This is a genomic window from Pseudomonas sp. KH_040 (assembly GCF_057839305.1).
This window is the reverse complement of sequence record NZ_CM174487.1, coordinates 3,059,003-3,082,358: the sequence shown is the minus strand read 5'-3', so window position 1 is coordinate 3,082,358 and position 23,356 is coordinate 3,059,003. Positions and strand designations below refer to the sequence as shown.

Sequence of the window (23,356 nt, the reverse complement as noted above, 5' to 3'; positions counted from 1 at the left end):
GTGAGATGAGACCCTTTCGAGCTTGTTTCCAATCGATCAATTCGATAATAACGCCGCACTTTTTACGCTTTTTATCGATTATTGACTGATAGATGATGGCCGTCATAAACCACCGGTGTCGCGTCGGGTGTCAACCATTCACACCCCATGACGAACCTTTTGAGGAGACGATCATGCTTGAACTCAGACCCTTCAGCTCGCTGGGCGGCGCCCACCACGGCTGGTTGGATGCCCATCACCACTTTTCGTTCGCCGAGTACTACGATCCGCAGCGCATGAGCTGGGGCAACCTGCGGGTGTGGAACGATGACGTGATCGCCGCAGGTACTGGCTTCCCACAACATCCGCATCGCGACATGGAAATCATCACGTATGTCCGTGAAGGTGCGATTACTCACCAGGACAATCTCGGCAACAAGGGTCGCACCGAGGCTGGCGACGTTCAGGTGATGAGCGCCGGCACCGGCATCGCGCATAGCGAATACAACCTGGAAGCCAAGGACACCAAGATCTTCCAGATCTGGATCCTGCCAACGGAAACCGGCGCGCCGCCCTCGTGGGGTGCCAAACCATTCCCGAAAGGCCAGCGCGAAGGCTTTGTCACGCTGGCCAGCGGCAAGGAAGGTGATGACCAGAGCTTGCGGATTCGCGCTGATGCAAGATTGGTCGCGGCCAATCTCAAAGCCGGGGAAACTGCCGAATATCAGCTGGGTGAAGGTCGTCGTGCGTATCTGGTGCCGGCCACTGGCGTGATTGAGGTCAACGGCTTGCGTGCACAAGCTCGAGACGGTGTGGCGGTGGCGCAGGAACGAGTGCTCAGCGTCACGGCCATTGAGGACAGTGAAATTGTCCTGGTGGATCTGGCCTGATCGCTCGAATGGCAGGCAAAAAAAAGGGGCAACCAGACGGTTGCCCCTTTTTTCATGCGCTTGCCGACTTCATCAGCCGGAAATGGCGCCATCTACCAGCGTCTGCGCTTCAACGACCAATTGCTTGAGGTGGTCGTCACTGATGAAGCTTTCGGCGTAGATCTTGTAGATGTCTTCGGTGCCCGACGGACGCGCGGCGAACCAGCCGTTTTCAGTCATCACTTTCAGACCGCCAATCGCCTGATCGTTGCCCGGTGCATGGCTGAGAATGCTCTGGATTTTCTCGCCGGCCAGTTCTGTCGAGGTGACCTGTGCAGGCGACAGCTTGCTCAGCAACGCTTTCTGCTCCGGATTGGCCTTGGCATCGACGCGCACCGAGAACGGTTCGCCCAGCTCATCGGTCAATGCCTTGTAGGCCTGGCTCGGATCGCGACCGGTGCGCGCGGTCATTTCAGCGGCGAGCAATGCCGGGATCAGGCCATCCTTATCGGTGCTCCACACGCCACCGTCCTTGCGCAAGAACGATGCGCCCGCGCTCTCTTCGCCACCGAAACCGAGCGAGCCATCGAACAGGCCGTCGGCGAACCATTTGAAACCGACCGGAACTTCGTACAGACGACGCCCCAAGCGCTTGGCCACGCGATCGATCAGACCGCTGCTGACCACGGTTTTACCGACGCCAGCATCCGCACGCCACTGCGGGCGGTTCTGGAACAGGTAATCGATCGAAACAGCGAGATAGTTGTTCGGCGCGAGCAAACCACCGGACGGCGTCACGATGCCGTGACGGTCGTGATCGGGGTCGCAGGCAAAAGCGACGTCGAAACGCTCTTTCAGGCCGATCAGGCCTTGCATCGCGTGGCTGGACGACGGGTCCATACGAATCTGGCCATCCCAGTCAACGGTCATGAAACGGAACGTCGCGTCGACTTCCTTGTTGACCACTTGCAGATCGAGGCGGTAATGCTCGGCAATCGCCGACCAGTAGCGCACCCCTGCTCCGCCCAGCGGATCAACACCCAGGCGCAGTTTGGCGTCACGAATGGCGTCGAAGTCGATCACGTTGATCAGGTCGGCCACATAAGTGTTCACGTAGTCGTGACGATGCGTCGTGCTGGCCTTGAGCGCCTGCTCGTAACTGATGCGCTTCACACCGGCCAGTTTGGCGGCCAACAGTTCATTGGCCTTGGCTTCGATCCATTTGGTGATGTGGGTGTCGGCCGGCCCGCCGTTGGTTGGGTTGTATTTGTAACCACCACTTTGTGGCGGATTGTGCGACGGCGTGATGACGATGCCGTCCGCCAGGCCCGAGGTGCGGCCACGGTTGTAGCAGAGAATGGCGTGGGAAATGGCCGGCGTCGGCGTGTATTCATCACCTTCGGCGATCATCACGGTGACACCGTTGGCGGCCAGTACTTCCAGCGCGCTGGCTCCGGCCGGAGTCGACAGGGCGTGGGTGTCGATGCCGACAAACAACGGCCCGGTGATCCCTTGGGCTTCGCGATACAGACAGATCGCCTGGCTGATGGCCAGAACGTGCCACTCGTTGAAACTCAAATCGAACGAGCTGCCCCGGTGCCCGGATGTTCCGAACGCCACACGCTGAGTGGAAATCGAGGCGTCAGGCTGTCCGGTGTAGTAAGCCGTTACCAGTCGCGGGATATCGACCAACAATTCTGCCGGTGCCGGTTTGCCCGCAAAAGGACTGAGTGTCATGCAAAACCTCTGAAATAGAGTGATTCAGGAATAGAGCGCAGTTTACTGGCAGTTTGACCGCAGTGCGATGGGATCTATCCGGGACGCTCCCGATGTTTTTTAACGTTATTCACCGGGTGCCAAGCGCAAGGCGTCACCGAGCAGGCCGACCACGCGGGCCAAGTCATGCTCGCCGTGGCTCAGCGGACTCAACCGCACATGCTGCGCATGCAGGCCTTGCAGGCTGAACAGCTCGCCCGGCGCAATAATGATCTGCTGCCTCAGCAGGCGCTGGAACACCTGCGCCATGTTGACCGGCCGCAGAGAACGCACCCACACGGTCGCACCACCTTGGGGTTCGACAACCTGCAACGCATCGCCGAGACGCTCACGCAACAGCTCAATCAATTGCGTGCGACGCTCCTTGAGCATTCGTCGCAATATCAACAAATGCTGATCCAGCCGACCACCCGCCAACAGCCTGGCAACGGCCTTCTGACGGATCGGCGACAAGCGAAACGCGCGCAACAGAAAATGCCGCTGCAACTCGTTGCGCCACTGCCGTGAGAGCAATATGCCGAAGGGTGCCTCGGCACCAATGAATTTCTCGAACGTGGAAAACACCAGCAGACGATCAGGGTCCAGCCAGTCACGCAATCGTTGGGTGCCCCCTCCTTCGTGGAGTTCGCTGTAACAATCGTTTTCCAGCACCCAAGTGCCATGGCGCCCGAGCAAATGCGCGACTGCCTGTTGGTTGCTCAGCGGTATCAGGCTGCCCCGCGGCATGCTCAACGCCGAAGACAACAGGATCAAACGCACCGACTCACTCTTGAGCACCGACTCCAGGCGCTGCAGATCAATCACGCCACCGGCAAATGGCAGTTCGATAACACGCACCTCGGCGGCTTCCAGCAGACGCAAGATCACCCAGTCACAGGGCGACTCGACGACCACGGTGGCGCGACGCAACTCAAGCACGGAAATCAGAATGTCCAGGACACCGCGCAGATCAGCACCAATGTAGACGTCATCCGCACGCCAGTAATTGGCGGTAGACGAGGTATAACGCGCGGCCATTACCGTGCGCAGCTCAAGCTCTCCGCAAGGTTGCACGAGCGCTTGCGGCTGGCGCGGATATTGACGCAGCAGTTCGCGCTCCAGCATCAGTAACGGACTGTCGAGCGGTTGCAGAGAGGCCGGCTCATCGGCGCTCAGCACACACATGCCCGGGCGCCTGGCATTGACGTAAACGGTTTCCAGCAAATCACTGCCGCTATCGGGCGAGTCCGATACGTGTAGCGCTTGCGCGTAGTATCCGGATTTGGCGATTGAATAGACCCTGCCTTCCTTTTCCAGCAGCGAATAGGCGTACTGGACCGTCGAGATCGACACATTGAGCCGATCCGCCAGTTGTCGCAGTGAAGGCAAGCGCACCGCCGAGCCACTGCCCGCCTCGTCTATCAGCAGCGTGAGGTATCGATATACCGCCTGATAAACAAAGTCATTCTGCCTCGCCGCTTTCACAAGCTCGCGTCCGTTGGCATGGCTCCATCTCCCTGCACGAGGCTCACGTTCACCCCTCCGCTGATCGATCAGCTGCCGGTTCAACGACCGGGTCCTGCGAGGCTTTTTCACCGGCAGCAGGCATATGAACAGGCCCCATTGCATACAGGCGCACAATCAGCCTGACCGGCAGCCCACTGACATCCGTCATCCATTTCATGACCTGTTCCGGCGCATGCAGGCCCTGCATCGCCCGGTGCAGATCCGGCAACGCCACCAACATGCCGGGGTGACAATTGCGCAAGAACCGCTCGAGCCCGGCGCCAGCATTGATGAACGGTGAAAACAGCAAGCACGTCAGCTGGATTTCATTCAGTTCGAAATTGGCCTGCAGAGCGCTTTCTGCCTGCTTACGCAGAGACTCGAGTGCCTGCAGATTGCCGAAACTCGCCAGCAACTGTTCGCAAACAGGTTCGGGAACCTGTTTTTGTCGCATGGATATCAGGCTGTTTTTCAGGTAATCGCTGACGCCAGCCTCGTAGGTCCGTCCCTCGATGAAGTGCGCCTGCAAGCCCTGCAGATGCGCAGCTACCAGAGGTTCCACATGTTCGTTATCACCTTGATAAAGCGTCAGGTCATCAGCCTGGAAACCCAGAAAATCACTCAGCAAGGGCCAGCGTTCTTCGAGCTTGCCGACAATCATGTCGTTGATACTGATGAAACTGGTGCGCCGACAGGCCTCGAATTGACCTTCGGGACGCCACGCTACCCGCTCTTCTTCGGGATAAAACTCGCGGTAATAATCGCCACCCAGTCCATCGAGAAGCGGGAACAGCATGTCAAAGCCGAGAGAACTCACCTGCGGCCCGGCAATCGCGGCTTTCTGCGCGGCGCGCCCCAATCCCTCAAGGAAGTGCCCCTGACGGCGCACGGATTCACTGCCGATCATCGCATCGACGCCATTGTTCCAGCGGGCAACCTGCCCGTAGAACTCGGCAGTGGCCAGATAAGCGTCATCCCACAGTTCAAGCGTTTCGTTCCAGGTTCGACGATGGCCGATCAGCAACAGATTGATGCGGTTGGCTTCACGCCCCGCCTCGCCAATGGGTGCCTGATGATCAAACGGCAGGACCTCGCGGTGATCCACCATCACCAGTTCGACTCGTGGATCGTCATACAGAAACAGCGCGCTGTAGCTGCGGTGCATGTTTTGCAGGGACGCCGGGCTGCTGCCGTTCCAACGCAGGTTGGCGACCCGCAGCTGAAAGGTCGCGGGCGATCGGCCAGCAATGGTCAGTTGTGCGGCCCGTAAAAGGGCCAGCGTATAACAACTGTCGCGCGACCCTGACTGGTTCACCAGAACCTTGAAATGACCGATGTTCTCCATACCGCCGGCGGCCACTGCCAGTCGCTGGATCAGCAACTGCAACGCCGTGCGTTCCGCGCGAGAGAAGAAACTCAGCAAACGTTGCAATACTTGCTGGTAGACATAGTTCATTGCCTGATCATGGATCGTGCTCATCGGTATTTACCCGGTATCGAAAGTTTCATGCCGCGCGGACTGAAAATCAGTCTGGCGACAATTCATCAATAAGTAATAGACGTTCGAATGCTAACACTTACAAGTTTGTAGTTATTTGAAACACTTGAGCTGCAAAAACCCCTTCAGCGACCGACCAACAGCCTCAAACCGCTGTAATTGCAGGGATATTTTTTTCCGGACGCAGTCCTAGGAAACTTCCCACAATGTCCCACGACAAGTGAGTACAAGAAAAAGAGAAGCAGTTTCCGAATAGCCCTACAACAATTAAACAAAAGTTGGCTTGATCAATCGATTTATTCGTTTGATATCGCGCAGGACAAATTGAATGCACAGCCATGGCTCATTCCTTGAGATGAAAGTAATCATTCAATTATCAGGGCTTACATTGTGATTAGAAGATACAGATAGGGAGCAAAAACCAGTTCAGTTGCTGAACGGTCCCGGGGGCTGCACCAGAGCGCTGTGTTTTTCAGGAGGGAGGTAAACGCACAAGAGTCCGTGGGGCCACGGACTCTGATGACAAGGCTTACGCCGGTTCGACTTGCAGGGCAACCCGTTCGCGGCATGGGCATTCGTCCATGTAGCGATGCGCTTCGACGAATTCGTTGAACGGGAAAACCCGCGTTTTCAGCGGCAGCAACACACGATCAGCGGTCAACTGGTTGATGTCACGCAAAGCACGTTGCAGAGCGACGTGGTCCTGAGTGATGCCCAGTTCCGGCTTGCCGGTGAAGTTGCCAATGCAGTGCACGAAAAACTGGATGTTCTTCTGGAACGCTGCACAGGCCGGGAACGGCGTCTGGTTGCCGCCCTGCAAACCGTACAGCACCAGGCTGCCACGCGGCGCCAGCACATCGCCAAGCAGCGACATCTGTGGGCCGCCGAGACCGTCGAACACCACATCGACACCACGGTTGTCGGTGATCTTGTTGATTCGCATCAACAGATCTTCCTCTTCCGTGACGATGACCTTTTCTGCACCGAGGGACAGCAGGTACTCGCGCTCTTCGGCTTCTTTGGTCGCAGCGATCACCCGCACGCCCATCGCCTTGCCCAACTGGACAAACGAGGGACCGGCACAATGGCTGGCGTCCGTGACCAGAGCGAATTGCCCCGGCTTGACCCGCGCCAGATCGGCGTAGGCAAAGTAGGCGATCAGCAGTGGCGTGTAATGCACGCTGGCTTCGATCGGGCTGAGCACATCCGGATAACGGGTCAGCGCAGTACGCGGCAGTACGATCGACTCGCCGTAGACCGGATAGTCGTTCGGGCTTTCAGCCGGAAAACTCGCGACCTTGTCACCGACGGACAGGTCCTCGACATCGGCACCGACTGCAGTGACCACGCCGGCCATTTCATGGCCAAGACCCGATGGCAAACGTGCCTGGGACGATGCCAGGTTCTGACGCCACAGGGTGTCGTACCAGCTGATGCCGATTGCCTCGACACGCACCTGCACTTCGCCAGGACCTGGCTGAGCGGCCGCATGCTCTTCGCATTTGAGCACCTCGGCCGGACCAAACTTGTGAAAACGGATCGTGCGGGACATCGCAAACCTCGTCAAAGTAACCTCTAATGCCATGAACTCTATCTGGGCTTTTGACCCAAGACTATCAGTGGCTATTAATAGTCGACATGCCTGTCATTGATTCCGCAACAGGGGCGGCAGTGGCAAAATCCATGAAAAACTGCTGCCACCGTCTCACTCAAGCTGAATTTTCCGGTGCAGAGTACCAGCCTTTCCCCGTAAGATTCATGCCGGCCATTGTTCTCATATGGCCGCTCTCGTCAAGCTTGATGACTCTGCCAGGACTCCAGATGAATCGTAATGACCTGCGTCGTGTCGACCTGAACCTGTTGATCGTATTCGAAACATTGATGCACGAACGCAGTGTGACCCGGGCGGCAGAAAAGCTCTTTCTCGGTCAACCGGCAATCAGTGCGGCGCTCTCGCGCCTGCGCAGCCTGTTCGATGACCCGCTGTTTGTACGCACCGGGCGCAGCATGGAACCGTCCGCCCGTGCGGTGGAAATCTTCGCCCTGCTCTCACCGGCCCTCGATTCGATTTCGACCGCCGTCAGCCGTGCGGCCGAATTCGACCCGGCGACCAGCACGTCGGTATTTCGGATCGGTTTGTCCGACGACGTCGAATTCGCCCTGCTGCCAATGCTGCTCAAACGCCTGCGCGCCGAATCCCCGGGAATCGTGTTGGTGATTCGTCGCGTCAATTACATATTGATGCCGGGCCTGCTGGCTTCCGGCGAGATATCCATTGGCGTCAGCTACACCACGGACCTGCCGGCCAACGCCAAGCGCAAGGTCCTGCGTCGCAGCGCGCCAAAATTGCTGCGTGCCGATACTGTGCCGGGGCCGTTGAGCCTGGACGACTATTGCGCGCGTCCGCATGCGCTGGTGTCGTTTGCCGGTGACCTCAGTGGCTTTATTGATGAAGAGCTGGAGAAGCTCGGACGCAAGCGCCATGTGGTGCTGGCTGTTCCGCAGTTCAATGGGTTGAGTACGTTGTTGGCGGGCACTGACATCGTCGCGACCGTGCCCGATTACACCGCGGAAGCATTGACGGCTGCCGGCGGTGTTCGCGCGGAGGACCCGCCGTTGCCGACGCGTACGTTTGAGCTGCATATGGCTTGGCGTGGATCGCAGGATAATGATCCGGGTGAGCGTTGGTTGCGGTCGCGGATTCAGATGTTTTTTGGGGATCCGGATAGTCTCTGAATCAGCGCTGGCAGTTCTGAATATTATTGAACGCAAGCGTAGCTTGCGGCATTCTTCGCAACGAAATTTCCAGGGACGGTAAAATTTGATGCGTACTTCACGTATGCAAGCGCTTGTGCCCCTCGCGTCTTCAAACACCACCGGTGTGATTGAAGGCGAACACTCGCATCCGTCCGGATGCACATGGGGTCAATGTCTCGCAGAACTGCCACCACACCTTCGCCATTCCCGATTCTACGACCGCTTAAGGCTGCCGATCCAACGGACAGCCTTGGCGCTCTACGCTACGGCTATCCATCACAGCTGCCCGATCTGACCTCTTGAAACGGAACTTCGCATGAGCGGAAAACCTGCTGCACGCCTCACGGACCCCACTAGCTGCCCTCTTCCGGGACATGGCACGAATCCCATTGCCAGTGGCTCGCCCAATGTGAACTTTGACGGGCTTGCTGCCGCCCGGATGACCGACAAATCCGCTTGTGGCAGTCCGATCACGGGAGGCGTCAGCTCGACCGTTTTCATCAATGGTTTGAATGCTGCGACGATCGACAGCACGGGCGGACACGGCAACATCGTTGTGGGCGGTTCCGGAACAGTCATCATCGGCGACACCTTCGTCTCGGCACCTTTCAGCGGTCTGCTGCCGATGCCGGTGCACTTCAGCGACAAGATCAAATTGATCGACGAAAGCACGGGTGAGCCCATGCCTAATCATGCCTACGCGATTCAGCGCGCGGACGGCAGTTTCGAGTACGGCACCAGTGATTCGCTGGGGTTCACGCATGTCGTGAGTTCACACGTGGCAGAAACCTTCAAACTATTTCTGGAAGATTGAAAACATGCCGGCAGAGCAAATCCAGCTTCCCAATGGAAATACCGCGAGTCTGGCCGTCACGCCGACGTTAACACTCGTGAAGGATCAGTCGGTAAAGACGGCTCCCGTTCCCGTAAAGAAGGCGATCGTTTTTTTCATTGGTGGGGCTGCCGACCAAGAGAAATATTATTTTCAAGGCGCGTTCCACAATATCGACGACGCAAAAAAACAGCTCGACGGCAAAATTGCCGGCAGCGCCAAGCTGCCGGCGAAATACACGGGGTTCCCTAAAAGTTATAAGGATGCAAGGGGTTCCGGCGATATCCAGACTCACTTCATCGACAACATTCCCAGCAAATCCTGCCCGGTTTACATCGTCGGCCACAGCCTCGGCGGATGGAACGGCGCACATCTGTCACAGATCCTTTCCGAAGCCGGTTACACCATCAAATATCTGGTGACACTCGATCCAGTGGGTGAAGGATTCCTGGTATGGCTGGGTTCCGATATCTATTTTTCGGAGCCAACGCCTGTCGCTGAAACATGGATCAACATCCGGGCCAACGCCAGTACACCTGACCAATCTGACGGTGTCGCAGAATTCGGGGAGCGTTGGATGATCGAGTCTGGTCCGACCATCAACAAGACCATTGATAGGCACCATGCATCTGCTGACTGGATGTTTATAGAACCTGTGCAAGGGACGAAGTCCGCCTGCGATCTGATTTTTGACTCAATCAACGGTATTTTCGGCCAATGAACAGCTTCCGCGCGGTCATATACCTGGGCGTTCTACTCTTCACCGGCTGCGTAAAAACGGCGAGCATTCCCCCCGCCGACCTCACGCTATCGTCGTTTGAGCTCGGCCCCGCCAATCTGTTCACGGCCCACTTCAACTCCACTGTGGATTTGCAGAACGCTTTCAATGATTACGAAAACTCCAACCAGCTCAACCCTACCCTGATCTGCTCTCTCAATCGCGACATGGAGTTCTCATCCGAGCATTCAATCGCGGTAAAAGCCGAAGGGCGAGTGAACGCAAGCGGTCAAGCCAGGCCCAATTACAAGTTTTCCTCCGACCTGATCTTCTACTACACCAATCCGGATGGTACGCAACGCGACTTGAATGACTACGACGCCATCAAACCGTTGCTGACGTCGCAAACTTCCATCCCGTGCAAAGTTCGCATAACCGCCTATGGGTATGAGGCCTATTACACTAATACGTTATTCATCCCCTCCAGGATCATGATTGAACAGATCTTCAGATAGCCGCGCTTTGCTGAACCTGGCGCAAGGATTTGGAGAAGCACTGGTTGTCAGGCGAGCACCCATAAAAAAGCCCGGAAACCTTCCCCGGGCTTTTTCATTTGTGCGTCTCTTTTGCATTTTTGTGCGACACATCCCCTTTCAGGACTCCCGCAAGGCTCTGACACGGTGTTAGGTTGTAAGCGTATGTGTCCCAACCTTGAGACACGCCTAACTCACTGCCCTGCAAAGGAATGCCCTTCGTAATGAATGTCCCTTTCAAAAAACTGGCTGCCACCACCTTGATGCTGGCCGGCCTCGCCGTGTTCACCGCGCCCGCGCAAGCCAATATCACCCCGCAGCAGAGTGCAGAAATCCTCAAGACCTACAGCGCTGAAAAAGCCACTGATTTCCGCCAGTTCATCGGTAATCTGGGCAAGAGCGATCTGGCGAAAACCGCCGACATTGGCTCGGCGATTGGCGCGTACCTTGATAACAAGACCCTGACCGCCGATCAGCAGAACGAAATCTATCGTCTGCTGGGTATCTACACGCGCGCGAAATACAGCGCTGCCGCCACTGAAACCCTGCGCGAACTGGTGGAGATCCCGACCTTTCGCAAGGATGGCGTCGAACAGCACGACAACCCGGAATTCATCAAGATCGCGGCGAAGATTCAGAGCCTTGCCGAGTCGTTCAATCTGAAATTCCGCAACATCGACAATCGTGTCTACGAGATCTCTCTCGACGGTAGCGGCGACGAAGTGGTTGGCATTCATGCGCACGCTGACGTGGTACCGGTGACACCGGAAAACTGGGTGCTCAAGGATGGCACCCGCCTCGACCCGTTCAAGATCACTCTGATCGGCGACCGCATGTACGGTCGTGGCACCGAGGATGACAAGAACGGCATCGTGGTTACGCTGTATGCCATGAAAGTCATCAAGGAAGAAAAGCTGCCGCTGGTGCGCAACTTCAAGCTGTTGGTCGACACCACTGAAGAAACCACGGGCGACGCGATTCCCTACTACTTCGAACGCAATCCGACACCGAACTACAACCTGGCGCTGGACGGCGGTTACCCGGTGGTGATTGCCGAGAAAGGCTACGGCACCGTCATGGCCAACTTTGCCAAGCGCAAAGGTGCAGGCAAAGGTGCGGAAATCATCTCGATGACCGGTGGCCTGGCGACCAACCAGATTCCATCAGCGTCTGTCGCCACCCTGGTCACCGATAAGCCTGCGGAGCTGGCCGCCAGTCTGCAGAAGGCCGGTGACGAGTTTGCCAAGCGCAATGGCGGCGATTTTCAGGTGAGCGCCAAGGTCGACGGCAAAGACGTCAAACTGACCGTGACTGGCGTATCTGCGCACTCCTCCGAGCCAGAGTCCGGGGTCAACCCGGTCGCGCGGATGCTGGTCTTTATCAATAGCCTTGATGGCAAAGTCGCGTTCAAGCACAACCACATCACCGATGCCGCGCGTTACGCCGCCGACAACTGGGGTCTGGATTACCTCGGTAACAAGCTGGGGGTCGGTTTCTCCGATGCTTTCATGGGGCCGCTGACAACGTCGTTGACCTACGTCGGAATGGATGACAAAGCCTTCAAACTCGCGGTCAACCTGCGCGTGCCGAAGGGCAAGTCGCCGGAGAAGCTCAAGGCTGAAATCGCTGAGAAACTGGCGGCGTGGAGCAAGAAATCCCACGTAGCGGTTGCGTTCGACTACTCGATTGCCGAGCCGATGTACCGCAATCCTGAGGGCGAATGGGTCAAGGCACTGTTGGCGGTTTCGACAGAAAACCTCGGCATGAAACACGAGTTCGGCACTTCCGCCGGCGCCACTTCGGTGCATGAACTGCCGAATGGCGTGCAATTCGGTTTGGCCATGCCAAATGTGAAGTACACCGGTCACACTGATGGCGAGTTCAAGACCGTGGAGCAATTCCAGCTGGATCTGCAGATCGTGACGGAAATGATCGGACGTGTCGGCCAGTTGCCGAAACTCTGATCACATTGTCGAACCCGCCGCCATGGCGGGTTCGGCATTTTTAATCCCCGCATAATCCCCGCCGCGCAGCCTCGCTCCTGACTTTTGCAGGTCAGGCAACAGAGAATTGCCGTGAGAGAGATTGATAGCCACCTAACGAAAGGTGCATGCTAGAGGGCTCGTTCGGGTCTTATATCATTCCGAATGATAGTTACCTTTGCTTCATTCGATTCGTGCCATCACACCCCGCCGAGCATCATCCGCCCATCTTCAATACATTGGCGGATGCATCCATGGAACAGTCACTCAAACATTTGCGCTTCCCGTTGGCCATGTTGGCCGTACTGGTGATGAGCGCCTGCGGCAAGACTCCGGAGACTGCCGCCACTATGCCCGCTGCGAAAGTCAGCGTGGCCAAGGTGATCGAACAACCGGTCAACGAGTGGGACGAATTCACCGGGCGCCTCGAAGCGCCAGAAACCGTTGAAATCCGTCCACGGGTCTCCGGTCAGATTGACGAGGTGGCTTTCACCGAAGGCGCACTGGTCAAGAAAGGCGACCTGCTGTTCCAGATCGACCCGCGTCCGTTCCAGGCTGAGGTGCGCCGCCTCGAAGCATTGGTCGCCCAGTCCCGCGCCAACGCCACCCGCAGTGAAAACGAAGCCGGACGTGGTGAGCGTCTGCGCGCCAGCAACGCCATTTCCGCCGAACTGGCCGACTCGCGCACCAGCGCTGCACAGGAAGCCCGCGCCGCCGTCGGTGCCCTGCAAGCGCAACTGGATCTGGCCAAACTGAACCTCAGCTTCACCCGCGTGACCGCACCGATCAGTGGCCGCGTCAGCCGTGCCGAAATTACCGCAGGTAACCTGGTAACCGCCGACACCACGCCACTGACCAGCGTGGTTTCCACCGACCGCGTCTACGCCTACTTCGACGCCGACGAGCGCGTGTTCCTCAAATACACCCAACTCGCCCGTAACGGTCAGCGCGGTGCCACCACTCCGGTGTACATGGGCCTGTCCAACGAAGACGGCAACCCGCACCTCGGCCAGATGAACTTCGTCGACAACCAGGTCAACCCGAAAACCGGCACCATCCGTGGTCGCGCGGTGTTCGACAACCGCGACGGCACCTACACCCCGGGCCTGTACGCACGCCTGAAACTGGTCGGCAGCGGTACCTACAACGCCATGCTGATCAACGACGAAGCGGTCGGTACCGACCTCGGCAAGAAGTTCGTGCTGGTGATGGATGCGGACAACAAAACCGCGTACCGCGCCGTCGAACTGGGTCCGAAAATCGAAGGCCTGCGCATCGTCCGTAACGGCCTGAACAAGGACGACACGATCATCGTCAAGGGTCTGCAACGGGTTCGCCCTGGCTCACCGGTCACTCCTGAAGTGGTGCCAATGGCCAGCGAACAGACCATCGCGGCACTCGCTCAACAACGTCAAGCGCTGGAAGCCAGCAACCTGCCCAAAGTCGCCCCTGCCAAAGGTGCGTCCGGTTCGGTTGTGAAGCTGGCTGCTACGACCCCACGCGGTTAAGGGACGACAACTCCGATGAATTTTTCCCAATTCTTCATTTCACGGCCGATCTTCGCAGCGGTGCTGTCGCTGTTGATCCTGATCGCCGGTGCGATCTCGCTGTTCCAGCTACCGATCAGCGAATACCCGGAAGTCGTGCCACCGACCGTGGTGGTACGTGCCAACTTCCCGGGCGCCAACCCTAAAGTCATCGGTGAAACCGTGGCCGCTCCGCTGGAGCAGGCCATCACCGGCGTCGAGAACATGCTGTACATGTCCTCGCAGTCGACCGCCGACGGCAAGATCACCCTGACCATCACCTTCGCCCTGGGCACTGACCTGGACAATGCGCAGGTGCAGGTGCAAAACCGGGTGACCCGTACCGAACCGAAGCTTCCCGAGGAAGTGACACGCATCGGTATCACCGTCGACAAGGCCTCGCCCGACCTGACCATGGTTGTGCACTTGACCTCCCCGGACAAGCGCTACGACATGCTCTACCTGTCCAACTACGCGATCCTCAACATCAAGGATGAGCTCGCTCGTCTGAACGGTGTTGGTGATGTGCAGTTGTTTGGTATGGGCGATTACTCGCTGCGGGTCTGGCTCGATCCGAACAAGACCGCTTCGCGCAATCTGACCGCAACGGATGTGGTCACCGCGATTCGTGAGCAAAACCGCCAGGTCGCGGCCGGTCAATTGGGTGCGCCCCCTGCCCCGAATGCCCAGAGCTTCCAGCTGTCGGTCAATACTCAGGGCCGTCTGGTCTCCGAGGAAGAGTTCGAGAACATCATCATTCGTGCAGGCGACGACGGTGAAATCACTCGTCTCAAAGACATCGCTCGCGTTGAACTCGGTTCCAGTCAATACGCCCTGCGCTCGTTGCTGGACAATCAGCCGGCGGTAGCCATCCCGATCTTCCAGCGTCCAGGCTCCAATGCCATCGACATCTCGAACGACGTTCGGGCGAAAATGGACGAGTTGAAGAAAGGCTTCCCGCAAGGCATGGACTACAGCATCGTCTATGACCCGACGATCTTTGTGCGCGGCTCGATCGAGGCGGTGGTTCACACCCTCTTCGAAGCACTGATTCTCGTGGTACTGGTGGTCATCCTGTTCCTGCAAACCTGGCGCGCCTCGATCATTCCGTTGGTGGCGGTGCCGGTATCGTTGATCGGTACGTTTGCGGTGATGCACCTGTTCGGCTTCTCGCTCAATGCGCTCTCGCTATTCGGCCTGGTACTGGCCATCGGTATCGTGGTGGACGACGCCATCGTGGTGGTGGAGAACGTCGAGCGCAATATCGAGCTCGGATTGAATCCGGTCGAAGCCACCAAGCGCGCCATGCGTGAAGTGACCGGCCCGATCGTTGCCACGGCGCTGGTGCTGTGTGCGGTGTTCATTCCGGCAGCGTTCATCTCCGGTCTCACCGGGCAGTTCTACAAACAGTTTGCACTGACCATCGCCATCTCGACCGTGATCTCGGCGTTCAACTCGCTGACCCTCTCGCCAGCACTGGCCGCTGTGTTGCTGAAAAGCCACAACGCACCGAAAGACCGCTTCTCCAAAGTGCTCGACAAGATCTTCGGTGGTTGGCTGTTCCGTCCGTTCAACCGCTTCTTCGACCGCGCCAGCCATGGCTACGTCGGTACGGTGGGCCGGGTTATCCGCAGCAGCGGCATCGCCCTTCTGCTCTACGCCGGTCTGATGGTCCTGACCTTCTTCGGTTTCTCCAGCACGCCGACCGGTTTCGTACCCGGCCAGGACAAGCAATACCTGGTGGCCTTCGCACAACTGCCGGATGCTTCGAGCCTGGATCGCACCGAAGACGTGATCAAGCGCATGTCTGATCTGGCGCTGAAACAGCCAGGCGTGGAAAGCGCCGTTGCGTTCCCGGGTCTGTCGATCAACGGTTTCACCAACAGCCCGAACGCCGGCATCGTCTTCGTGACGCTGAAACCGTTCGACGAGCGTAAAGACCCGAGCATGTCCGCCGGTGCAATTGCCGGTGCCTTGAACGGCCAATATGCGAACATTCAAGAGGCGTACATGGCGATCTTCCCGCCACCGCCGGTACAAGGTCTGGGCACCATTGGTGGTTTCCGTCTGCAAATCGAAGACCGGGGCAACCTGGGCTACGACGAGCTGTACAAAGAAACCATGAACATCATTAACAAGAGCCACAGCGTCCCGGAACTGGCGGGCCTGTTCACTAGCTACACGGTGAACGTGCCACAGGTCGATGCCGCCATCGACCGTGAAAAAGCCAAGACCCACGGCGTGGCCGTCAGCGACATCTTCGACACCCTGCAGATCTACCTGGGCTCGCTGTATGCCAACGACTTCAACCGTTTTGGGCGCACCTATCAGGTCAACGTTCAGGCCGAACAACAGTTCCGCCTCGAATCCGATCAGATCGGTCAGCTGAAAGTGCGCAACAACAAAGGCGAAATGATCCCGCTGGCGACCTTCATCAAGGTCAGCGACACCTCGGGCCCGGATCGCGTGATGCACTACAACGGCTTCATCACCGCAGAAATCAACGGTGCGGCAGCTCCCGGTTACAGCTCCGGCCAAGCCGAGAAAGCCATCGAGAAACTGCTGAAAGATGAACTGCCGAACGGCATGACCTACGAGTGGACCGACCTGACCTACCAGCAGATTCTGTCCGGCAACACCGCGTTGTTCGTGTTCCCGCTCTGCGTACTGCTGGCGTTCCTGGTGCTCGCCGCTCAATACGAAAGCTGGAGCCTGCCATTGGCGGTAATCCTGATCGTACCGATGACCCTGCTGTCGGCCATCACCGGCGTGATCATCTCGGGCGGTGACAACAACATCTTTACCCAGATCGGCTTGATCGTACTGGTCGGACTTGCCTGTAAGAACGCGATTCTGATCGTCGAGTTCGCCAAGGACAAACAGGAAGAAGGCCTCGACCCGCTCGCTGCGGTACTGGAAGCCTGCCGTCTGCGTCTGCGGCCGATCCTGATGACTTCCTTCGCGTTCATCATGGGTGTGGTGCCGCTGGTGTTCTCCAGCGGTGCCGGTGCCGAGATGCGTCACGCCATGGGTGTGGCAGTGTTCTCCGGGATGCTCGGGGTGACCTTCTTCGGTCTGTTGCTGACACCTGTGTTCTACGTACTGATCCGTAACTTTGTCGAACGCGGTGAAGCCCGCAAAGCGGCCAAAGCTCTGAAACTGGAGGCGCAACAATGAGTCTGAAAGTCTTCCTGCCGAGTCTGCTGGTGCTGGCCCTCAGTGCCTGCGCCGTCGGCCCCGACTACAAGACCCCAGCCACGGAGGCGGCCAACATCACGGCCGTCACCGACGGCGCCGCCGGGCAAAAGAACTTCGACCGCTCGAAATTCGAAGGCATCTGGTGGCAGCAATTCGACGATCCGACCCTCAACCAGTTGGTGACCCAATCGCTGCAAGGCAACCGTGAACTGCGCGTGGCGTTCGCCCGCTGGAAAGCCGCCCGGGCGATCCGCGACGACGCCAGCAACGATGCGATGCCGACCATCACCAGCCGCGCCAGCAGTGATCTGGCCAAGGGGCAAATCCCTGGCCAGACCACCGACCGGGTCAATAGCGAACGCTATGACCTCGGTCTGGACATGGCCTGGGAGCTGGACCTGTTTGGCCGCATCCAGCGCAATCTGGAAGCCAGCAACGCCGACCAGCAAGCGGCCGAAGCCGATCTGTATCAACTGCAAGTCACCATGATTGCCGAACTGGTCGATGCTTACGGTCAACTGCGCGGTGCCCAGCTGCGCGAAAAGATCGCCGTGGCCAACCTGAACAATCAGGTGGAGTCGCGCAAGATCACCATCAGCCTGCGAGACGCCGGTGTCGGTGATCAGCTCGATGTCGAGCGCGCCGATGCGCGTCTGGCCAACGTTGAAGCCACCGTGCCGCAGTTGCAGGCGGAACAGGTTCGGCAGAAAAACCGCATCGCCACCCTGCTCGGTGAGCGTCCGGACAAGCTGACCGTCGATCTGAGCCCGAAAGACTTGCCGGCGATTGCCAAGGCCTTGCCGATCGGAGATCCGGGCGAACTGCTGCAGCGTCGGCCGGACATTCTCAGCGCTGAACGCAATCTGGCTTCGGCCACGGCGCGTATCGGCGTGGCGAAAGCCGATCTGTTCCCTCGGGTCAGCCTTAGCGGCTTCCTCGGCTGGACGGCCGGGCGTGGTTCGCAGATCGGTTCCTCGGCGGCCAACGCCTGGGCACTCGGCCCGAGCATCACGTGGGCGGCGTTCGACCTTGGCAGCGTACGCGCCCGTTTGCGTGGCGCCGATGCTGAAGCCGAAGGCGCACTGGCGACTTACGAGCAACAAGTGCTGCTGGCCCTGGAAGAGTCGGAAAACGCTTTCAGCGATTACGGCAAACGCCAGCAACGCCTGATCTCGCTGATCCGTCAGAGCGAATCGAGCCGCAAGGCTGCCGACCTGGCTGAAATTCGCTATCGCGAAGGCACGACTGACTTCCTCGTGCTGCTCGACGCTCAACGTGAACGGTTGAACGCCGAAGACAGTCAGGCCCAGGCCGAAGTTGACCTGTATCGCGGCATTGTCGCGATCTACAAGGCCCTTGGCGGCGGCTGGCAACCGGAGACTGTTGCCAGCAAGTAATCGATTGTTAAAGAGCTCCTTTGGTTGGCCGCAACCAACCAAATTTTTTGCCCCGCGTATCATTCGGTCGCGGGGCTTTTTTATGCCTCGAAAATCACATCCTCTTCTGTAAGAGCTGCCGCAGACTGCGATCTTTCGACTTTGCTTTAAAGGAGCAGATCAAAAGATCGCAGCCTGCGGCAGCACCTACAGGGATCAGTTTTCCAGCACGGTGACGGTCGCTGTGGTGCCCGCACGCAAACGGTTTTTGCCGGCGTAGTCGCCATCGATTTCGATCCGTACCGGCACCCGCTGCGCCAGTTTCACCCAGGTGTAACTCGGGTTGATGTTCGCCAGCAGCCGACTGCCCGGCGCGTTCTCCCGGTCGGCAATGGCGAAGGCAATGCTCTGCACCGTACCGCCGAAGGTCTCCCCACTCATCAATTGCACCCGCACCCGATCGCCCTCACCGATTCGCGGTAGTTTGGTTTCTTCGAAATAACCGCTGATGTAGAACGAATCACTGTCGACCAGCGCCAACAACGCGCCGCCACTCACTGCGTAGTCACCTTCGCGAGTCAGCAGGTTAGTGACATAGCCACTGACCGGTGACTCGACGCGGGTGCGCTGCAAGTCCAGTTCGGCCTGAGTCATCGCGGCAATCGCCAACTGCACATTGGCTTCGGCCAGGCCGAGATTGGCCTGATTACGTAAAAGATCGGCCTGGGCCACCGCTACATCGGTACTGGATTTCTCCCACTCTTCCCCGGAAATCGCAAAACCCTGCTTGAGCGTACGCCGCCTACGCTCTTCGCTTTGCCGCTGTTTGAGCAAGGCTTCACTGGCAACGATCGCCGCTTGCGACTGGCCCAGCGTCGCCTTGGCCACTTCCACTGAACGTCGCGAATGCTCCACCGCCAACCTGTAACGCGCCGGGTCGATCTCCATCAACAGTTGCCCCTTGTCGACATGCTGGTTGTCCTGCACCGCCAGCCTGACAATGCGCCCCGAGACATCCGCCGACAGCGTCACCACATCCGCCCTCACCCGGGCATCGCGAGTCCACGGTGCGCGGGTGTAATGCTCCCAGGCGAACCAGCCGAGCACGATCGCCAGCAACACCACCGCCAACGTGATCAATCGCGTGAATAACACTTTCAAGGCATCAGGCTCCCATCAGCAAAATCAGCGTGGCACAGACGCAGGCATATAGGGCGCCTTCGAACAGCGCTTCATGCCAGACCAGGCGCAGCACACCCAGACGCCGCAATCCCCAGTCGAGCAGCATGAATATCGGTATGGCCAACAATAGCGCCTGGGCAATGGGCGGCAGGTAGACACCGCCAATCTCGAAATCAATGGGCAAGGGCTGCTTCTCCTTCCGGGACAGATTGCTGGATGGCGTCACCGTGGCGCTGCAGGAATGACACGACGATCAACAGGGCCACGCGCATGCGAAACAACGACCACACATGCTCATGACTGGCGACGTGCAATTCATCCAGTTCGTCGCCCAGTGTGTGCAGCGTGGTCAGCAGTGGTGCCAATTGCACATCCTGACGCCCGGCGACAAAACGCCCGGTTTTGCGCACGGCCGAAGCAAGACGCTGATTGAAGGTGTCTGTCAGCAGCGCATTGTTGTGTGCCTGCTGACGCAGTTGATGCATCGCCACACCCAGCGCAACACACGCCAGGCTGATTTCGTAAAGTTGCTGCATCGCGCGGCTGTTCACCGCCGGCAGCAGGCCGAGCATGCTGGTCAGACGATCGACCATGCGGCTTTCGAAAGCGAACTGTTGTTCATCGGTCGCGGGGGTTTTGGTTAGCGCATACACCTGCTCGCGCGCTTCGTTGTACAAGCGACGAAGGCGCCACGCCGGGCGAAACGGGAAAATCCACGCGTAGACAATCAGGGCAAGCATGGCCGCACTGATGTAGGCGCCGGCGAACTCGAACCATTGAATCGCCGTGTTCTGCCCGGTACCGACATTCTGCGGGCCGATCATCAGGAAACTCGACAACCCCAGTCCCATGCCGATGCCCGCCGTCGCCGGGCTGGCAAGACCAATTGCGATCACATACAGCAGCGGGGCCAGCAGTAATGCCAACAGCTCGAAATCACTGACCGCCGGCACCAGCATGAATTGATAGAACGCCGAGACCACCAGCGCGAGCCCCAAGCCTCGGGCGTAACTTTGCGCGGCCATCAGTGGACGCGGGAAAGTAGCCATCAGCGAACAGAGGATTCCCACCAGAATCATCCCGCCCCGCGCACCGTCCCACGCGGTTTCGATCCAGATCAACCCGGCCACCAGCAACGCAGTGAAAGCGCGAATCGCGTTCATCGACGCCAGGGTGAAGTCCAGATGCAACGGGCTGACCTGACCGCGATAGAGGCAACTGGCCTCGCGCCCTTCCTGGATGGCATCGCTCAATTCGAGGATTTGCTCCAGTTGCTGCAACAGCCGCGCCTGTTCCCAGCGCAGCGCCCAGGCCAGCGAACGTAGCGTGGCACTCATGTCTTCAGTCAGTTGTTCGGCCTGATAAGCGAGCGCCTCGAACTGATGCTGCAGCGTGATAAACCGGTGACGTGTGGGCTCGGGCAATGATCGCCCCTGCTCCGCCAACTGATCGAGGAGCGCCAGTTCGTCCGCACGCAGTCGCTGGATATCCAGCGGCAGCTCCCCCTCCCAACGTTCGGTGAGCAGTTCGCGTTGATGGCGCAGCGCGGTTAATCGCGAGGTCAACAGCATCAGTTGATTGCCCAACAGCAGCACCAGATGGTTGGCGCTGCGCAATCGTGGTGCATCGAAATACAAGTGTCGCCGCAAGCCTTCAAGTGCGCTGATCTCCCCCAGCAGTTGCATTTGCCGGCGCTGGAAATCGGCCTCGCTTTCTTCCGTGCGAAGCACCGCCGCTGCGTGGCTGGCGGCCAGTTTGATCACTTGATCGACTTTGGCGAAATAACCCTTGGCCACCGCTTGCGGGCGCGCTGTCAGCAGGCTGACGACACACACGCACGCCACGGCCAGCAAGGTTTCGGTCACGCGGGTAACCGCCAGTAAAAACGTACCTTCCTGATCCGGAATCGCCAGTAACGCCACCACCACGGCAGTGTAACCACTGAGCACAAATGCTTGAGAGCTGGTGTAGCGCAGCAACGTACCGCCCGCCGTGCACAGCGCCAGCCATAGGGCCAGAGTGGTAATGAATGGCAGCGGTGCCTGGGGAAAGATCGCCATGATCAACACCGCCACCGCCGCCCCGAGGGTCGTACCGATCACCTGACCGAAACTGCGCGCCAGTGCCATCCCGGCCAACGGCTGGCTGACGATGACTACCGCCATGATCGACCACTTGGGCTGGTCGAGATCGAACAGGAACGCCAGATACAGCGTCAGCAACCCCGCCGCAATAGTTCGCAGGGCAAACAGCAGGACGGCCTGACCGGGATGGATCACGGCCTTGAAATAATTGAACAGGGCTTGCATGGGCACACTCATCGAAGCGACTTCTGCAAGCGTAGACACTGCATCGAAAGCCTGACGGGTAACTGAGTCGACGCAGCTTGTAGGGCGATTCGCATGCACAGGGTTTGACTCGTGGCCCGCGCTGACCGAAGCTTGCCGTTCTGCTCAAGAACGCCTGTTTCGGAAACCTGCATGCCTCAGTCGCGCCGCTACCTGCTTATCAGCCTGGGCCTTGTGCTTGTCGTCATTGTCGCGTGGTTGTCCGTGCGCAGCACCGTGCCGGTCATACCCGATGCGATCAAACACGGCTATAGCGAAGCGCTGGATGCCGCCCGCAAGGGTCAACCGGGCGCGGCGCGTCAGCTATATCAACAGCTGGGCCGTCCGGACATCTCGGTCAAGCGCCGCGTGTGGCTGCATGGCGAGCTGCCTAACTATCCGAGTCCACAGGCGTTGAAGCTGGCCGACACCGACCTGCAAAACGAATCCCCAGCCGTGCGGCTGGCGGCGATCAAAAGCGTGGTGGGGCTGGTGCCAGGCGGGCAACGCAGCCTGTTGCTCGGGCCAATGCTCGATGATGAAGATCAAACCGTGCGCTTTGCCGCCATCAACGCTCTGCTCGGCTTGACCCCGGATGAACTGGGTCTGTACTTCGCACCGCTGCAACAAGCAATCGACGGCTGGGAACAAACGCTCAAGGCGCAACCGGAAAGCGCCGCCAACTACGCGCAAATCGCTCGGCTGCATCTACACAACGCCGAACTCAAGGAGGCGCAGGTCGCGCTCGATAACACCCTGCGCCTGGAGCCCGGCAATCTGCAGGCGCTGGTGATGCAGATCGATGTCCTCGACCGCCAGGGCCAGACCGACGCCGCCCGGCAATTGCTGGGGCAACAACTCAAAGCGCAACCCGATTCTGCTTACCTGCAACATGCTCTGGGTCTTTGGCTGTTACACCACGATCAGCGCGAATACGCCCTGCTCGGCTTGTCCAAAGCCGTCGAACTTGAGCCAGACAACAAGGATTACCGCTACGACCTCGCCACCACCCTGCACAGCGCCGAAGAACTGGAAGCGGCACAAAAGCAATTGCAGGAAATCGTCCAGCGCCACCCCGCTGACCGCAAGGCGCGGGTCTTGTTGATCAACTACTGGAAAGAAAGCGGTCAACTGCAGAATGTGCAGATTCTGTTGGCGCAACTGGAACAACTCAACCCGGATGACCCGGCCTTGCAGCAAGGCCTCTGACCCACTTTCGACAGCTCTTTCGACACATCTGGCAAGGAATTTCGGAACTGCCATCACGCCAAGGGGTCAAGTTAATCAGGCCGCGCGATTCTGTTGGCGGCCTCGCTTC

The 23,356-nt window shown here is 58.6% G+C and carries 17 protein-coding genes; 10 read left to right on the top strand and 7 right to left on the bottom strand.

The annotated features are described in order from the left end of the window. The first annotated feature begins 173 nt into the window (after nt 1-173). On the top strand, nt 174-869 hold the full coding sequence (locus AC3IUF_RS13840; protein ID WP_463542990.1) for a pirin family protein: 696 nt from the start codon (nt 174-176) through the stop codon (nt 867-869). A 72-nt stretch (nt 870-941) separates the two neighbouring features. Here AC3IUF_RS13840 and pgm read toward each other — a convergent pair whose 3' ends face one another. From pgm to AC3IUF_RS13820, 4 genes are all read right to left on the bottom strand, one after another. Beyond that, nucleotides 942-2,585: a phosphoglucomutase (alpha-D-glucose-1,6-bisphosphate-dependent) gene (gene pgm / locus AC3IUF_RS13835; RefSeq protein ID WP_007914911.1), complete on the bottom strand. Its 1,644-nt coding sequence runs from the start codon at nt 2,583-2,585 to the stop codon at nt 942-944. A 105-nt stretch (nt 2,586-2,690) separates the two neighbouring features. Beyond that, on the bottom strand, nt 2,691-4,088 hold the full coding sequence (locus AC3IUF_RS13830; protein ID WP_042704921.1) for an aminotransferase-like domain-containing protein: 1,398 nt from the start codon (nt 4,086-4,088) through the stop codon (nt 2,691-2,693). 49 nt (nt 4,089-4,137) lie between these two features. After that, complete coding sequence (locus AC3IUF_RS13825; protein ID WP_007914915.1) at nt 4,138-5,589, bottom strand: hypothetical protein; 1,452 nt, start codon at nt 5,587-5,589, stop codon at nt 4,138-4,140. 547 nt (nt 5,590-6,136) lie between these two features. Further along, complete coding sequence (locus tag AC3IUF_RS13820) at nt 6,137-7,159, bottom strand: zinc-dependent alcohol dehydrogenase family protein (RefSeq protein ID WP_007914918.1); 1,023 nt, start codon at nt 7,157-7,159, stop codon at nt 6,137-6,139. 269 nt (nt 7,160-7,428) lie between these two features. Between AC3IUF_RS13820 and AC3IUF_RS13815 the strand changes: the two genes are divergently transcribed. The 8 genes from AC3IUF_RS13815 (at nt 7,429) to AC3IUF_RS13780 (ending at nt 18,550) form a co-directional block, all read left to right on the top strand. After that, a complete protein-coding gene (locus tag AC3IUF_RS13815) occupies nt 7,429-8,343 on the top strand; it encodes a LysR family transcriptional regulator (protein WP_007914920.1) in 915 nt (304 codons plus the stop codon). A gap of 337 nt (nt 8,344-8,680) precedes the next feature. Further along, nucleotides 8,681-9,178, top strand: a complete 498-nt coding sequence (locus tag AC3IUF_RS13810; RefSeq protein ID WP_007914923.1) for a PAAR domain-containing protein — start codon at nt 8,681-8,683, stop codon at nt 9,176-9,178. A gap of 4 nt (nt 9,179-9,182) precedes the next feature. Then, complete coding sequence (locus AC3IUF_RS13805; RefSeq protein WP_007914925.1) at nt 9,183-9,917, top strand: alpha/beta hydrolase family protein; 735 nt, start codon at nt 9,183-9,185, stop codon at nt 9,915-9,917. Continuing rightward, the gene (locus tag AC3IUF_RS13800) at nt 9,914-10,429 is read left to right on the top strand and encodes a hypothetical protein (RefSeq protein WP_007914927.1); all 516 of its coding nucleotides are present in this window, start codon (nt 9,914-9,916) and stop codon (nt 10,427-10,429) included. The genes AC3IUF_RS13805 and AC3IUF_RS13800 overlap by 4 nt, the downstream gene beginning before the upstream one ends. Before the next feature lie 242 nt (nt 10,430-10,671). After that, nucleotides 10,672-12,411, top strand: a complete 1,740-nt coding sequence (locus tag AC3IUF_RS13795; protein ID WP_489281332.1) for a dipeptidase — start codon at nt 10,672-10,674, stop codon at nt 12,409-12,411. Between the two features lie 272 nt (nt 12,412-12,683). Further along, a complete protein-coding gene (mexE, locus tag AC3IUF_RS13790) occupies nt 12,684-13,937 on the top strand; it encodes a multidrug efflux RND transporter periplasmic adaptor subunit MexE (RefSeq protein WP_007914931.1) in 1,254 nt (417 codons plus the stop codon). Nucleotides 13,938-13,952: 15 nt separating this feature from the next. Continuing rightward, the gene (locus AC3IUF_RS13785) at nt 13,953-17,132 is read left to right on the top strand and encodes an efflux RND transporter permease subunit (RefSeq protein ID WP_489281331.1); all 3,180 of its coding nucleotides are present in this window, start codon (nt 13,953-13,955) and stop codon (nt 17,130-17,132) included. Further along, nucleotides 17,129-18,550, top strand: coding sequence for an efflux transporter outer membrane subunit (locus tag AC3IUF_RS13780; RefSeq protein WP_007914935.1), 1,422 nt, complete (start codon nt 17,129-17,131; stop codon nt 18,548-18,550). Before AC3IUF_RS13785 ends, AC3IUF_RS13780 begins: the two co-directional genes overlap by 4 nt. A gap of 195 nt (nt 18,551-18,745) precedes the next feature. Here the strand turns inward: AC3IUF_RS13780 and AC3IUF_RS13775 are convergent, their stop codons facing one another. From AC3IUF_RS13775 to AC3IUF_RS13765, 3 genes are read right to left on the bottom strand one after another with little or no spacing between them, the layout of a single operon-like run. Continuing rightward, on the bottom strand, nt 18,746-19,690 hold the full coding sequence (locus AC3IUF_RS13775; RefSeq protein WP_007914936.1) for an HlyD family secretion protein: 945 nt from the start codon (nt 19,688-19,690) through the stop codon (nt 18,746-18,748). Between the two features lie 4 nt (nt 19,691-19,694). Further along, complete coding sequence (locus AC3IUF_RS13770; protein ID WP_007914938.1) at nt 19,695-19,895, bottom strand: DUF1656 domain-containing protein; 201 nt, start codon at nt 19,893-19,895, stop codon at nt 19,695-19,697. After that, the gene (locus tag AC3IUF_RS13765) at nt 19,885-22,020 is read right to left on the bottom strand and encodes an FUSC family protein (RefSeq protein WP_489281330.1); all 2,136 of its coding nucleotides are present in this window, start codon (nt 22,018-22,020) and stop codon (nt 19,885-19,887) included. The genes AC3IUF_RS13770 and AC3IUF_RS13765 overlap by 11 nt, the downstream gene beginning before the upstream one ends. Before the next feature lie 171 nt (nt 22,021-22,191). Here AC3IUF_RS13765 and AC3IUF_RS13760 point away from each other — a divergent pair, with 171 nt between their 5' ends. Beyond that, nucleotides 22,192-23,247 carry a tetratricopeptide repeat protein gene (locus AC3IUF_RS13760; protein WP_007914942.1) on the top strand — a complete coding sequence of 352 codons (1,056 nt, stop codon included), beginning with the start codon at nt 22,192-22,194 and terminating at the stop codon, nt 23,245-23,247. Nucleotides 23,248-23,356: the final 109 nt, after the last annotated feature.

Coding starts and splice junctions, on each gene's coding strand:
- AC3IUF_RS13820 (WP_007914918.1), bottom strand. CDS start 7,159: ATGTCCCGCACGATCCGTTTTCACAAGTTTGGTCCGGCCGAGGTGCTC.
- AC3IUF_RS13765 (WP_489281330.1), bottom strand. CDS start 22,020: ATGCAAGCCCTGTTCAATTATTTCAAGGCCGTGATCCATCCCGGTCAG.
- AC3IUF_RS13805 (WP_007914925.1), top strand. CDS start 9,183: ATGCCGGCAGAGCAAATCCAGCTTCCCAATGGAAATACCGCGAGTCTG.
- AC3IUF_RS13785 (WP_489281331.1), top strand. CDS start 13,953: ATGAATTTTTCCCAATTCTTCATTTCACGGCCGATCTTCGCAGCGGTG.
- AC3IUF_RS13815 (WP_007914920.1), top strand. CDS start 7,429: ATGAATCGTAATGACCTGCGTCGTGTCGACCTGAACCTGTTGATCGTA.
- AC3IUF_RS13795 (WP_489281332.1), top strand. CDS start 10,672: ATGAATGTCCCTTTCAAAAAACTGGCTGCCACCACCTTGATGCTGGCC.
- AC3IUF_RS13780 (WP_007914935.1), top strand. CDS start 17,129: ATGAGTCTGAAAGTCTTCCTGCCGAGTCTGCTGGTGCTGGCCCTCAGT.
- AC3IUF_RS13760 (WP_007914942.1), top strand. CDS start 22,192: ATGCCTCAGTCGCGCCGCTACCTGCTTATCAGCCTGGGCCTTGTGCTT.
- AC3IUF_RS13800 (WP_007914927.1), top strand. CDS start 9,914: ATGAACAGCTTCCGCGCGGTCATATACCTGGGCGTTCTACTCTTCACC.
- AC3IUF_RS13840 (WP_463542990.1), top strand. CDS start 174: ATGCTTGAACTCAGACCCTTCAGCTCGCTGGGCGGCGCCCACCACGGC.
- mexE (WP_007914931.1), top strand. CDS start 12,684: ATGGAACAGTCACTCAAACATTTGCGCTTCCCGTTGGCCATGTTGGCC.
- AC3IUF_RS13810 (WP_007914923.1), top strand. CDS start 8,681: ATGAGCGGAAAACCTGCTGCACGCCTCACGGACCCCACTAGCTGCCCT.
- pgm (WP_007914911.1), bottom strand. CDS start 2,585: ATGACACTCAGTCCTTTTGCGGGCAAACCGGCACCGGCAGAATTGTTG.
- AC3IUF_RS13825 (WP_007914915.1), bottom strand. CDS start 5,589: ATGAGCACGATCCATGATCAGGCAATGAACTATGTCTACCAGCAAGTA.